The sequence below is a fragment of the Nocardia sp. NPDC004123 genome (assembly GCF_053603795.1).
The window spans coordinates 37,842-51,474 of sequence record NZ_JBSGGG010000011.1; the positions used below are offsets into that span (position 1 = coordinate 37,842).

A 13,633-nucleotide genomic window follows, 5' to 3' on the forward strand; every position below is an offset into this window, starting at 1 on the left:
CCTCCTGCTGGCTTTCACGCCGAGCACCCCTGCAACTCTGCGCGAAAGCCCGGAAATCTGGTGAAGATATTAAGCGTTGAAGTACTTGGCTTCCGGATGCAGCAGCACGAACGCATCCGTGGACTGCTCCGGATGCAGTTGCAACTCCTCGGACAAGATCACTCCGATCCGGCCGGCGTCCAGCAGCTCCACGAGTTTCGCCCGATCCTCGAGATCCGGGCAGGCACCGTAGCCGAACGAGTACCGTGCGCCACGGTATCCGAGTTTGAAGTAATCCAACACATCGGCGGGATCCTCGTCGGCGACCGAATGTCCTTCCAGTGTCAGCTCTTCCCGAATCCGGCGGTGCCAAAACTCGGCGAGTGCCTCGGTGAGTTGCACGCCGATGCCGTGCACCTCGAGATAGTCGCGGTAATTGTCGCCCGCGAACAGCACATTGGCGAAGTCGGCAATGGGCTTACCCATGGTGACCAGCTGGAACGGCAGTACATCGACCTGCCCGGTCTGCTTCGCGTACTCGCGTGAGCGAATGAAATCGGCGATGCAGAGGAACCGGTCGCGTTGCTGACGCGGGAATGTGAACCGGAAGCGTTCCGGCGCATCGGGATTCGGCTCGGTGAGAACAATCACATCGTCGCCCTCGGACACGGCCGGGAAATAGCCGTACACCACCGCGGCGTGCTGCAGCACCCCCTCGGCGGTCAGCCGGTCCAGCCAGTACCGCAGGCGCGGACGGCCTTCGGTCTCCACCAGCTCCTCGTACGAAGGTCCCTCGCCGCCGCGCTGGCCGCGCAGGCCCCACTGACCCAGGAACAGCGCCCGCTCGTCGAGCAGGCTCGAGTACTCGTTGACCGACAGGCCCTTCACGATGCGCGAACCCCAGAACGGCGGCGTCGGCACCGGCAGCTCCGCGGCCACATCCGAGCGCTCTGGCACCTCGACCGGCACCTCGGAGGCCTTGCGCTGCTCGGCGATCCGCTTGGACCGCTCGTGGCGGGCCTTGCGCTCGGCGGCCTTCTCCCGGGCGGCGATGGCCTCCGGAGAACCCGGGTCGGCCGCGCCGCCACGCTTGACGGTCATGATCTCGTCCATGAGCCGCAGGCCCTCGAAGGCGTCACGCGCGTAGTGCACCTCGCCGTCGTAGACCGCGGTGAGGTCGTTCTCCACGTACGCGCGGGTCAGTGCCGCGCCGCCCAGCAGTACCGGGAACTGTTCCGCGACACCGCGGCCGTTGAGCTCCTCGAGGTTCTCCTTCATGACCACGGTGGACTTCACCAGCAGCCCGGACATGCCGATGACATCGGCCTTCTTGTCCACGGCGGCATCCAGGATCGTCGAAATCGGTTGTTTGATACCGAGATTCACGACCTCGTAGCCATTGTTGGACAGAATGATGTCCACCAGGTTCTTGCCGATGTCGTGCACATCGCCCTTGACGGTGGCCAGCACGATGCGGCCCTTGCCGGAATCGTCGGTGGCCTCCATGTGCGGTTCCAGGTAGGCGACCGCGGTCTTCATGGTCTCGGCCGACTGCAGCACGAACGGCAGCTGCATCTGGCCCGAACCGAACAGCTCGCCAACGGTTTTCATGCCCGCCAGCAGCGTCTCGTTGATGATCTGCAGTGGCGGGACCTCGGCCATGGCGGCATCCAGATCGGCGTCCATACCGGCCTTCTCGCCGTCCACGATGCGCCGCTCGAGCCGCTCGAACAGCGGCAGCGCCGCCAGTTCCTCGGCCCGCGACGCCTTCGACGAGGCCGCCGACACGCCCTCGAACAGCGCCATGAGCTTCTGCAGCGGGTCGTAGTCCTCGGTACGCCGGTCGTAGACCAGATCCAGCGCCGTCTGCCGCTGCTCCTCCGGAATCCGCGCCATGGGCAGGATCTTCGAGGCGTGCACGATGGCCGAATCCAGGCCCGCCTCGACGCATTCGTTCATGAACACCGAGTTGAGCACCTGCCGCGCGGCCGCGTTCAGGCCGAAGGAGATGTTCGAAAGACCCAGTGTGGTCTGCACATTCGGGTGCCGCTTCTTGAGTTCGCGGATGGCCTCGATGGTTTCGATGCCGTCGCGCCGGGACTCCTCCTGGCCGGTGCCCAGGGTGAAGGTCAGCGTGTCGATGATGATGTCGGACTCGTCGAGCCCCCAGTTGCCGGTGATGTCGGCGATCAGGCGCTCGGCGATCTCCACCTTCTTCTCGGCGGTGCGCGCCTGGCCCTCCTCGTCGATGGTCAGCGCCACCACGGCCGCACCGTGTTCGGCGACCAGCGCCATGGTCTGCTGGAACCGCGAATCCGGCCCCGCGCCGTCCTCGTAGTTCACCGAGTTGATGGCGCAGCGCCCGCCCAGGTGCTCCAAACCGGCCTTCAGCACCGGGGTTTCGGTGGAGTCCAGCATGATCGGCAGGGTCGACGCGGTCGCCAGCCGGGAGGCCAGCTCGGTCATGTCGGCAGTGCCGTCGCGGCCCACGTAGTCCACGCACAGGTCCAGCATGTGGGCGCCGTCGCGGGTCTGATCCTTGGCGATGTCCAGGCACTTCTGCCAGTCACCGGCCAGCATGGCGTCCCGGAAAGCCTTGGAGCCGTTGGCATTCGTGCGCTCACCGATCATCAGGACCGAGGCGTCCTGCTCGAACGGCACCGAGCTGTAGATCGACGACACGCTCGGCTCGTGCACCGGATCCCGCTTGGCCTGCTGGACCTCGCGCACCGCCTCGGCCACCTGCCGGATGTGCTCGGGCGTGGTGCCACAGCAACCGCCGACCAGCGACAAACCGAACTCGGACACGAACTGGCTCAGCGCGACCGCGAGCTCCTCCGGCGTCAGCGGGTATTCCGCGCCGTTCGCGCCGAGGATCGGCAGACCGGCGTTCGGCATGACCGACACCGGCAGCTGCGCGTGCTTGGACAGATGCCGCAGATGCTCGCTCATCTCGTCCGGACCGGTGGCGCAGTTCAGCCCGATCATGTCGATGCCGAGCTTCTCGAGCGCGGTCAGCGCCGCGCCGATCTCGGAGCCGACCAGCATGGTGCCGGTGGTCTCCATGGTCACGTGCGTGATGATCGGGATCCGGCGCCCGGCCTGGTCCATGGCCCGGTGACTGCCGGTGACCGCGGCCTTGACCTGCAGCAGGTCCTGGCAGGTCTCGATGAGGATGGCGTCGGCGCCGCCGTCGAGCATGCCGAGCGCGGCCTCGCTGTAGGCGTCGCGCAGGGCAGCGTAGGGCGCGTGGCCCAGGGTGGGCAGCTTGGTGCCCGGGCCCATCGAACCCAGCACGTACCGGGGAGTCCCGTCGGCGGACGGTCCCATCTCGTCGGCCACCTCGCGGGCGAGGCGGGTGCCGCGCTCGGACAGGTCGCGAATGCGGTCGGCGATGTCGTAATCGGCCAGGTTGGGCAGGTTGCACCCGAAGGTATTGGTCTCGACGGCATCGGCGCCGGCCTCGAAATAGGCCCGGTGGATGTGGCGCAGCACGTCGGGGCGGGTGTCGTTGAGGATTTCGTTGCATCCCTCGAGGCCGCGGAAATCGTCGAGAGTGAGATCCGCGGCCTGCAGCATCGTGCCCATCGCACCGTCCCCGATCACGACACGCCGTCTGAGCGTGTCCAAGAGGGTGGTGTCGAATTCGGCGCGGCTGCGTACAGACATGTACTCAAGAGTAGTGGGAGACGCCGACAATCCCTGCGCCGGTGTGGGGTGCTACCCCAACTCCTACATTGCGCGTCGCATGCACACTGCGTCTACGCACACCGTAGGCTGACCGGGTGAACGCCAGTGAATCCCCGGTGCCACCCGAATCGGACCTGCCTACGCTGCGGGATCCGGTACTCGTGGCCGCCTTCGAAGGCTGGAACGATGCGGCCGATGCCGCCAGTGGCGCGGTCGAGCATCTGGAACTGATCTGGGACGCGCAGCCGCTGGCCGAGCTCGACTCCGAGGACTATTACGACTATCAGGTGAACCGGCCGACGGTCCGGCAGGTGGACGGGGTGACCCGCGAGATCCAGTGGCCCTCGGCCATGCTGTCGGTCTGCTCGCCCCCGGGCAGCGATCGGGACGTCGTGCTCCTGCGGGGCGTCGAACCGAATATGCGCTGGCGCAGCTTCTGCAACGACATCCTCGAATTCGTCGAGCAGCTCGGGGTGTCCACGGTGGTGATCCTGGGCGCGCTGCTGGCCGACACCCCGCACACCCGGCCGGTTCCGGTCACCGGGACCGCCTATAACAAGGAAGCCGCGGAGCGCTTCAACCTGGAGCAGACCCGCTACGAGGGACCGACCGGTATTACCGGAGTGCTGCAGGATGCGTGCGTGCGCGCGGGCGTCCCGGCCATCTCCTTCTGGGCGGCGGTGCCGCACTACGTCTCCCAGCCGCCCAACCCCAAGGCCATCATCGCCCTGCTACACCGGGTCGAGGATGTCCTCGATGTCGAGGTGCCGCTCGGTGGTCTGCCCGAGCAGGCCGAGGAGTGGGAGGGCGCGGTCAACGAGATGACCGCCGGCGACGAGGAGATCGCCGAGTACGTGCGCTCGCTCGAGGAGCGCGGCGATGCCGAGGTCGATATCAACGACGCCATGGCCAAGATCGACGGTGACGCCATCGCGGCCGAGTTCGAGAAGTACCTGCGCCGCCGCGGACGGGGCGGCTTCGGTCTCTGACACCGGGCTTCCCGCACCGAAACCATTGCCGCACCTGCGTTCACGCGCAGGTGCGGCGTTCGTTTCGACGGCTAGTGCTCTACGGCCCAGATCTTGACGGAGGCCTCGTGGGCCAGCTTCGCGATCAGCAGGTCGCGCGGAATGGTCTGCCCCGCAAGGTGATCGAGCGACGGCACCACCACGTGGTGGGCATCGGCACGCTTGAGTTCGGCCGTCAGCTCCGCGAACGCGGTGCCGTCGCCGGGGGTCGATTCATGGAACGTGGCAGCGAAGCAGAGGCCGGCGGACTGAGCGAGCCCGCACATGGCGTTCTCCAGCTCTTCGCTGCGGCCGTCGGCCAGATCGTCACGCACGTACCCATAGATCAACGCTTCCACCCGAACCTCCGTTGGATTGGGGATCGCTGTCATGAATGTGCCCTGTTGAACAGTTTGGCGAAATCACGAATGCAATTGCAGATGTCAACCCACTGACATCGAGATGCCCTATCCGGGTCCATCCTTCGTTAACTGGTGAGATACTACAGAGCGTGTCCGCCGGTGACGATCGACCTGTCTGGGCCGTCCGAATGCGTGCCGAACGTGATACTCGCGGGTGGTCTCAAGCCGATGCGGTCCGTGCCATGCGGGGCAAATCGAGCCACAATCTGCCAACGGACAGCACACTTCTGCGCAACTGGCGGCGCTGGGAGTCCGGGGAATCGCGGCCGGACGATTTCTACGCTCCGATCATCGCGGCGGCTTTCGATACGGTGACGGCCGCCTTCTTTCCCAAGGCGCGGCCCAATCGGGACGACGAGATGCTCTCGGCCACCGGGATGGACACGCTGGAATTCATTGGGCGGCTACGTATGTCCGATGTGTCCGCCTCGACGCTCGACGCCATTCGCATCACCGCTGATCGGCTGTGTTCGGAGTATCCGTGCGCCGATCCGCACGAGTTGCATGCCGAAGGCACGGCGTGGCTGCGGCGCATCACTTCGCTACTGGACGGTCGCTTGACTCTCGCGCAGCATCGGGAGGTCCTGGTGCTGGCCGGATGGGTTGCCCTGCTGATCGGTTGCGTCGATTACGATCTCGGCTGGCGCACCGCCGCCGAGGCGACCCGCCGGGCCGCGCTCTCCCTCGGCCAGGAGGCCGAGCACGCCGAAATCATCGGCTGGGGAGCCGAAATGGCCGCCTGGTTCGCACTCACGCAGGCCAACTACCGGGGCGCCATCGAGACCGCCGAGGCCGCGCACGCCACCACCGACCATCTGGGTGTCGGCGTCCAGCTGGCCGCACAGCGCGCCAAGGCGTGGGCACGGCTCGGTGACCGCCGCGAAGTGGAAAAGGCGCTCGCCCAGGGCCGTTCGATCCTGGACACCATCGAGCATCCGTCCGATCTGGACAATCACTTCGTGGTCGATCCGCAGAAGTTCGACTTCTACGCCATGGACTGCTGCCGGGTAGCCGGGCAGGACCGGCTCGCGGAAAACTATGCCCGGCAGGTGATCTTGACCTCCACCCGCCCCGACGGCAGCATCCGCAAACCCATGCGGGTCGCCGAGGCGCACCTGACGCTGGCGGTGGTCGCCATCCGCGATCGCAATCTGGAGCTCGCCCTCGACGAGGGCGTGCGGGCCTTCGCCGGCAAACGCCGCTCGCTGCCCTCGCTCATATGGATCGCGGGAGAGACGGCGCGGGAGATGATCGAGCGCTTCCCCGGCGATCCGCGCACCCGGACCTATCTGGATCAGCTGCGCGCACTGGCTGCGGGCTGACACCCCTCGCAGCGCGCCGGGACATCCCTCGGCACGCGCCCACCGGTTACGCTCACGCGCATGGACTTCAGTCTGTGGACCTGCGCTGCCCGAGGGCACGAGACCTACGCCCCGACCGAGCCCGAGCTCGCGGCACGCCTCCACGTCCCCACCCCGGCGGGTGAATCCTGGCGCTGCCTGCGTTGCGGAGATTTCGTGCCCGGCGAGCCGCGTCGCACCGGTCCGGCCGACGACGCGCCCGAGGTGCCGCGCGGGCATCTGCTGCGCGACCGGATCATCATGCGGCTGCTGGCGGCCGAGCGCATCGTCCGGGCCCTGGTGCTGATCCTGCTGGGCGCGGGCGTGCTGAAGCTGCGCGGTGCGCGCGAGCACTGGAAGGCCAACTGGGACAAGGATCTTCCGCTCATCCGCCAGCTGGCGGACCAGATCGGTTTCAACCCTGACCATTCCAAGATCATCAAGGGCATCGACAAAGCGTTCACGTTCTCCCCCACCGTGCTCACCTGGGTGGCGGTGGCGCTGTTCGCCTATGCCGCGATCCAGCTCACCGAGGCGGTGGGCCTCTGGCTGGTCAAGCGCTGGGGCGAGTACTTCGCGGTCATCGCGACCAGCATCTTCCTGCCGCTGGAGATCTACGAGCTCACCGAGAGGATCACCTTCCTGCGGGCGGCGGCGCTGATCGTCAACCTGGCGGCGGTGATCTGGCTGTTGTGGAGCAAATCGCTGTTCGGGCTCAACGGCGGTGCCGCCAAGTATTACGCCGAACACCACTCCGAGAGCTTGATGACGGTCGAACGTGCCGCCGTGGCAGCCGAATCCGAGCGGCCGACCGAACGCATCGACACCCAGCGCGCACACTGACGCCGCCGGGCCCGCGTCACTCGGGCACGCCGAGACCGTAGGCCAGGGTGGGCCAGGATTTGATCAGTTCGTCGCGGAAGACGGCCCAGGCATGGGACCGTTCGGCGGCAGGTCGTCGGTGACCGGGGGCGCGCGGCCACCGGCGCGGCCAGGGACGCGACGACCAGCCACCCGACGATCACAGCGCTCCGCAGTCGGTGCCGCACGGGCTTCCCCCGAGGTCGATGGTGAGGTCGACGCCGCCACGACCGGAACGCTGTAACCCCCACATCTATTCATGTGTGTCGCGGCGTGACGCCCCCGGTAACTCCCGTCACGCCGCGGCATTCCACCGCGCGGAGTACTACGGGGTGACGATGTTGAAGTTCGGGTCGGGCTTGTCCATGACGTCCTTCAACTGCTTCAGCTTGACGGGGTCGCCGCTGACCTTGATCGCGCCGGCCTGGATCTCCTTCACGATGTCCTTGGTCCCGGTCATGGTGGCGATCAGCTCCAGCCGGGACAGGGTGAAGGTGGCGTCCGGGGCCGGACCCTTGAAGTCGGCGGGGATCACGTAGTGGATGAGCACGCCGTTGCGTAGCTCGGTGCGGTAGGTCCGGTTCTGGTCGGTAATGATCCAGTCGTTGACCAGGTGCAGGTCCCACGCCTTCGGGCCATTGATCAGGAATGCCGCGGAGTCGAAGACCTGGTCCACGCTCAGGGCGCTGATCATGCCGGCGGAGTTGGCCTTGGTCGGGGTGCCGAAGGTGCCGTTGCGCAGCTCGTAGGCGCCGGAGAGGAAGAAGTTGCGCCAGGTGGCGTTCTCCGAGCCGTAGCCGAGCTGTTCGAACGCGCTGGCCTGCAGCATCTTCGCCTGCTCATTGCCCGGGTCGGCGAAGATCAGGTAGTTGAGAACCTGGACGCACCAGCGGTAGTCGCCGTCGGAGTACGCCTTGCGGGCCACCTTCAACGCCCCGCTCGCACCGCCCATCGCGTCCACGTGCCGTTTGCCGGAATCGACCGGCGGGTGCTCCCACAGGTGCGCCGGATTGCCGTCGAACCAGCCCATGTAGCGCTGGTAGATGGCCTTCACATCGTGGCTGACCGATCCGTAGTAGCCGTGGTTGTACCACTTGCTCTCGATGGCCGGCGGCATCTGGATCATCTCGGCGATCTCGATGCCGGTGTAGCCCTGGTTCAGCATGCGCAGGGTCTGGTCGTGCAGGTAGGCGTAGGTATCCCGTTGCAGCGACAGCCATTCGGTGACCTTGTCCGCTTCCCACATGGGCCAGTGGTGCGAGGCGAAGGCGACGTCGTACTTGTCGGAGAACATGGTGATGGTCTCGGTCAGGTACTGCGACCACACGTGCGCGTCGCGAACCAGCGCGCCGCGCAGGGTGACCAGGTTGTGCAGGGTGTGGGTGGCGTTCTCCGCCATGCACATCGCACGGAAGTCGGGGAAGTAGAAGTTCATCTCCGACGGCGCCTCGGTGCCCGGGGTGATCTGGAAGACGACCTTGATCCCGTCGATGGTCTCTTCCTGGCCGGTGTGGGTGACGTCCTTGTTCGGCGGAATCAGGCTCACGGTGCCGACCGAGGTGGTCATGCCCAGGCCCGCACCGACCTGGCCCTTCGCACCACGCGGCAGCGCCGCGCCGTACATGTAGGCCGAGCGGCGGGCCATGGCGGTGCCGGCGAAGACGTTCTCCTCGACCGCGTGCTCCACGAAGCCCTGCGGCGCGATCACCGGGATCCGGCCCGAGGCAGCGTCTTCCAGGCTGATGACACCCAGGGCGCCGCCGAAGTGGTCGACGTGGGAGTGGGTGTAGATCATGCCGGTCACCGGCTTCCGACCGCGGTGCGCGAAGTACAGGTCCATGCCCGCCTTGGCAGTCTCGGTCGAGATCAGCGGGTCGATGACGATGATGCCGGTGCTGCCCTCGATGATCGTCATGTTCGACAGGTCGAGACCGCGGATCTGGTAGATGCCCGGAACCACTTCGTAGAGGCCCTGTTTCACCACCAGCTGCGACTGCCGCCACAGCGAGGGATGCACCGAGTTGGGGCAGGTGCCCTGAATGAATCCGTAGGAATCGTTGTCCCACACCACCTTTCCAGTGGAATCCTGCACCACGTCCGGCTCGAGCTTGGCGATGAAGCCCCTGTCGGTGTCGGTGAAGTCCTGCGTGTCGGCGAAGGGCAAAGCGGATTGCGCCCGATGCTGCTGGTCGACGATGTGGCCGCTCGGATCGACCGGATCCTTGGTGGTCCGCTCGGCGGCGGAACCGTTGTCGCCGTTGCTGTCACACCCGGCGACGGCGGCTCCGACACCGGCGGCCACCAGCGCGGCCGCGCCCACCCCGAACACCCCCCGCCGCGACACCGTGAAGCCGCCCGGCCTGCGGTCGTCGCCGTTGTTCGTGAGGTCCGCGTCGGTCATCAGCGCTCTCCTGTCTCCATGCGGTCGATATCCGGACAGCAGGAGTAGCCGATCATTCGCTGCCGTTCTGCCATCGCCGCCACAGTACATCACTATTGCAGTGATACTGCAATATGATGGCCGTGTGACACCACCCATGACCCCGCGAACCCTCCGCCGGACCTGCGTGCACACGCTCCGGCCGGATGTGATCGGATTCTCGTCATGAGCGAGGGCAAAGGCGAAGGCCCACGGCGGCGACGCAACCCGGAACAGACCCGCAGAGCGATCATCGAGGGCCTGCTGTCGGCGGTCCACGACGGCGAGTTCGACCCCACCACCCGCAGCATCGCCGAGCGCGCCGGCGTGTCGGAACGCAGTATCTTCGTGCACTTCCCGACCCGGACAGCGCTGATCACCGCGGCGGTGGATCAGCAGTCCGAGCAGGTCGAGGCGCTACTGGCCGAGATCGACCCGGAACTGCCACTGGCCCAGCGCATCGAAGCGGTGGTGCGCCAGAGCGAGGCCATCTTCACGCTGCAGCGCGAGCCCCGGGTGCTCGGGCTCATCGAATCCCTGCGCACCCCGGCGGTGGACACCCGGATGCGGTTGACCGACAAGCGGATTCGGGACGCGCTCACCCGCGCCTTCGCACCGGAACTGGACTACGCCGAGGGCGAGCAGCTACTCGATCTCGTCGACGCCACCGTGGGCTGGCCGTACCGCCACCACCTGATGGACCGGCGCGGCCTGTCCACACGCGCCGCCTCCGAGGCGGTCGGCCGCGCGCTCACCGCCATGCTCACCCACGAACACTGAACCGGCCGAGCACCATTGGCGACCGCCGTGCCGGGCACGGACCCCCGCCGCACCCGTCGCGGGTGACTCGGGGTCCGGAATTCAGCAAACCCTCACGCATTGCCGCTACGTTGCTGATGACGGCTGATTGCGGGCTGATTCGGCTCACCCGAAACGGGTGAAAGTACGCGCACGAACCGAGAGCACACAATCCTCCAGCCAAGCTTCACCCGCCGCTTCGGGAATTCACGCCCTGCGGCGACAACGACCGATCGAAAAGCAGTGGGGTCCGGCTGGTTTCCCAGCCGGACCCCACTCGTGTCCGCTGCTACGGAGTCACGATGTCGAAGTCCGGGTCGGGCTGGTCGAAGAGGCCCACCAGTTTGGCGAAGGCCTGGACATCACCGTCGATCCTGAGCCGTCCGGCCTGCACGGCCGCCTGTAGGTCCTCGCCCGCGAGCAGCACGCCGATCAGGGTGGGCCGGGTCAGGGTGAAGGTGACGTCGGGGGCCGGCAGTTTGTCACCGTCGCGGCGATCCCAGTGCAACAGCACGCCGTTGCGCAGCTGTAGCCGGACGGTGCGGTTCTCGTCGGTGAAAACCCAGTCGCTGGTGGCCTTTTCGTGCCAGGCCTGGGGACCGTCGAGCCGCAGCGCCATGCCGTCGAAGACCTGGTCCACGGTGAGCGCCGCCATCATGGACGGCGAGCTGGCCTTGGTCGGCGTACCGAACTTGCCATTGCGGAGCTCATAGGCGCCCGAGAGGAAGAAGTTGCGCCACGGGCCGTTCTCCGCGCCGAAGGCGAGCTGTTCGAAGGCGTCGGCCTGCAGCGCCTTGGCGGCCTGGTTGGACGGGTCGGCGAAGATCACGTAGTTGACCGCCTGCACGACCCACCGGTAGTCGCCCTCGTCGAAGGACTTGCGCGCCTTGCGCAGCACCTCGTCCGCGCCGCCCATGAACTCCACGTGCCGCTTGACCCCTTCGACCGGCGGGTGCTCCCACAGGTGGGCCGGATTGCCGTCGAACCAGCCCATGTACCGCTGATAGATGGCCTTCACATTGTGGCTGACCGACCCGTAGTAGCCGTGCGCGGCCCACGAATCGACCAGCGCCGGAGGCATTTCCATCATCTCGGCGATCTCGCTGCCCACGTAGCCCTGGTTGAGGCGGCGCAGGGTCTGGTCGTGCAGGTAGGCGTACAGGTCGCGCTGCAACTCCAGGTACTCGACCAGCCGCTCGGTGCCCCAGGTGGGCCAGTGGTGCGAGGCGAAGACGACCTCGCTCTCGCGGCCGTACAGGTTGATCGATTCGGTGAGGTAGGTGGACCACACGTGCGGGTCACGCACCAGCGCTCCGCGCAGCGTCAGCAGGTTGTGCAGCGTGTGGGTCGCGTTCTCCGCCATGCAGAGTGCGCGGAAGTCCGGGAAGTGGAAGTTCATCTCCGACGGCGCCTCGGTACCGGGGGTAATCTGGAAGACGATGCGCACGCCGTCGATCGTCTGTTCCTGCCCGGTGTGGGTGATGTCGAGGGTTGGAGCGATCAGCGTGACACTGCCTGTCGAGGTGGTCTGCCCCAGCCCCGCACCGACCTGGCCCTTCGGACCGCGGGGCAGCGCGGCACCGTACATGTAGGCTGCACGCCGGGCCATGGCGGTGCCCGCGTAGACGTTCTCGGCGACAGCGTGTTCCAGGAATCCGGCCGGCGCCACCACCGGCACCCGCCCGGACTCGGCGTCCTCCACGGTCATCACACCCATCGCACCGCCGAAATGATCGACGTGCGAATGGGTGTAGATCATGCCCGTCACCGGCTTCCGGCCGCGATGCGCGAAATACAGGTCCATCCCCGCCTTCGCGGTCTCGGCCGAGATCAACGGGTCGATGACGATGACACCGGTGTCGCCCTCGATGATCGTCATATTCGACAGATCCAGGCCGCGGATCTGGTAGATGCCCGGAACCACCTCGTACAGGCCCTGTTTCACCACCAGGCCCGACTGCCGCCACAGCGACGGGTGCACCGAGTTGGGGCAGGAGCCCTGCAGGAAGCTGTAGGAGTCGCCGTCCCAGACCACAGTCCCCTTGTCGTCCTTGACGATTCCGGGTGCCAGCTCGGCGATGAAGCCGCGGTCGGCGTCCTGCTGGTCGGCGGTGTTGTCGAACGGAAGCTCTTTCAGGGCACGCTGGTTCTGCTCGATGATGAACGGGCTCGGTTCGGTGACCGCACTCACTGTCCGCCTCCTGTACCTGCCGGGATCTCCGACGTCGATGGCATCGAAAAGGCTTGCCGCTTACCGGGATCGGTGAGACCGATGATGAGCGCCACCCCGCACACCACCAGCACCGCGACCGTCGCGATGGCGATGACCCGCTGCCCGTGCGCCCAGTGCCCGCGGTGCAGTGAGTTGTTGCGCAGGACGCTGAGCCCCGCCACGAACATGAGTCCGACCGCCGCGAGGGCGGGCGCGATGGCCGCCGGATGCCAGCCGCTGGTCGCCGCATGATTGACGAACAGCACCCCGGTCCCCATCGCGGCGATCGCGGTGCGCCGCCAGGCCAGTGCGGTGCGCTCGGCGGGATAGGTGGGCGGCGCGGTCACGGCCACACCGTCGCGATCGCCGCGAAGATGGAGACGATCGCGATGCCACCCGCGAGAATCGGGACGAGCATCGTGTTCCCCAGCGGCTCACCGCGCACCATCCGGTCCTGGACATCGCGCCAGTGCGTGTACGCGCCGGCGGCCAGCACGACCGCCAGCACGATGCAGCTGAGCGAGAGCAGCCGCCGCACCCCGGCGTGATGGAACGGCTGCACCAGCGTGTGCACCGCGACACCGGCGGCCAGCAGACCGAGCGCGGTGCGGATCCACGCGAGAAAGGTTCGTTCGTTCGCCAGGGTGAACCGGTAGTCGAGCTCCGGGTGTTCCGTGTCGCCGCTGTCCTGGGGTTGGTTCTCCACTGCTACCACCTGTCCGGTGTCGCGATCGCGGTCCGACTACAGCAAATGATCAGCAAGAGCGATCATTCCATGAAATCGGCGACAGTTCGATACTCGACGGGCACGGCGAGTGACGCAACCGAACCCAGCTATGACAACTGGGCGGGCGAATGACCGGCGATGCGACGGCCGGCCTGGCCCGATTCCTGTCCGAGGACCT

The 13,633-nt window shown here is 66.7% G+C and carries 10 protein-coding genes; 4 read left to right on the forward strand and 6 right to left on the reverse strand.

The annotated features are described in order from the left end of the window. Positions 1 to 69: 69 nt before the first annotated feature. The gene (metH, locus tag ACWEQQ_RS17275; protein WP_452348867.1) at positions 70 to 3,648 is read right to left on the reverse strand and encodes a methionine synthase; all 3,579 of its coding nucleotides are present in this window, start codon (positions 3,646 to 3,648) and stop codon (positions 70 to 72) included. A 116-nt stretch (positions 3,649 to 3,764) separates the two neighbouring features. Here metH and ACWEQQ_RS17280 point away from each other — a divergent pair, with 116 nt between their 5' ends. Beyond that, positions 3,765 to 4,658 carry a PAC2 family protein gene (locus tag ACWEQQ_RS17280; RefSeq protein WP_040857388.1) on the forward strand — a complete coding sequence of 298 codons (894 nt, stop codon included), beginning with the start codon at positions 3,765 to 3,767 and terminating at the stop codon, positions 4,656 to 4,658. A 71-nt stretch (positions 4,659 to 4,729) separates the two neighbouring features. Here ACWEQQ_RS17280 and ACWEQQ_RS17285 read toward each other — a convergent pair whose 3' ends face one another. Further along, positions 4,730 to 5,035 carry a hypothetical protein gene (locus ACWEQQ_RS17285; RefSeq protein ID WP_379385993.1) on the reverse strand — a complete coding sequence of 102 codons (306 nt, stop codon included), beginning with the start codon at positions 5,033 to 5,035 and terminating at the stop codon, positions 4,730 to 4,732. A gap of 245 nt (positions 5,036 to 5,280) precedes the next feature. Here ACWEQQ_RS17285 and ACWEQQ_RS17290 point away from each other — a divergent pair, with 245 nt between their 5' ends. Together ACWEQQ_RS17290 and ACWEQQ_RS17295 are read left to right on the forward strand one after the other, a co-directional pair. Beyond that, positions 5,281 to 6,420, forward strand: a complete 1,140-nt coding sequence (locus tag ACWEQQ_RS17290) for an XRE family transcriptional regulator (protein ID WP_452348868.1) — start codon at positions 5,281 to 5,283, stop codon at positions 6,418 to 6,420. A gap of 60 nt (positions 6,421 to 6,480) precedes the next feature. Beyond that, positions 6,481 to 7,281, forward strand: coding sequence for a DUF2127 domain-containing protein (locus ACWEQQ_RS17295; RefSeq protein ID WP_452342164.1), 801 nt, complete (start codon positions 6,481 to 6,483; stop codon positions 7,279 to 7,281). A 343-nt stretch (positions 7,282 to 7,624) separates the two neighbouring features. Here the strand turns inward: ACWEQQ_RS17295 and ACWEQQ_RS17300 are convergent, their stop codons facing one another. Then, positions 7,625 to 9,700: an alkyl/aryl-sulfatase gene (locus tag ACWEQQ_RS17300; RefSeq protein ID WP_452348869.1), complete on the reverse strand. Its 2,076-nt coding sequence runs from the start codon at positions 9,698 to 9,700 to the stop codon at positions 7,625 to 7,627. 204 nt (positions 9,701 to 9,904) lie between these two features. Between ACWEQQ_RS17300 and ACWEQQ_RS17305 the strand changes: the two genes are divergently transcribed. After that, positions 9,905 to 10,498, forward strand: coding sequence for a TetR/AcrR family transcriptional regulator (locus ACWEQQ_RS17305; protein ID WP_452342162.1), 594 nt, complete (start codon positions 9,905 to 9,907; stop codon positions 10,496 to 10,498). 307 nt (positions 10,499 to 10,805) lie between these two features. Here the strand turns inward: ACWEQQ_RS17305 and ACWEQQ_RS17310 are convergent, their stop codons facing one another. From ACWEQQ_RS17310 to ACWEQQ_RS17320, 3 genes are read right to left on the reverse strand one after another with little or no spacing between them, the layout of a single operon-like run. Then, entirely contained in the window at positions 10,806 to 12,707 is a 1,902-nt protein-coding gene (locus ACWEQQ_RS17310; protein ID WP_452348870.1) for an alkyl/aryl-sulfatase, read from the reverse strand. Beyond that, complete coding sequence (locus ACWEQQ_RS17315) at positions 12,704 to 13,075, reverse strand: DUF202 domain-containing protein (protein ID WP_452348871.1); 372 nt, start codon at positions 13,073 to 13,075, stop codon at positions 12,704 to 12,706. The genes ACWEQQ_RS17310 and ACWEQQ_RS17315 overlap by 4 nt, the downstream gene beginning before the upstream one ends. Beyond that, positions 13,072 to 13,434, reverse strand: a complete 363-nt coding sequence (locus ACWEQQ_RS17320) for a YidH family protein (protein ID WP_354832051.1) — start codon at positions 13,432 to 13,434, stop codon at positions 13,072 to 13,074. Before ACWEQQ_RS17320 ends, ACWEQQ_RS17315 begins: the two co-directional genes overlap by 4 nt. Between the last annotated feature and the right edge of the window lie 199 nt (positions 13,435 to 13,633).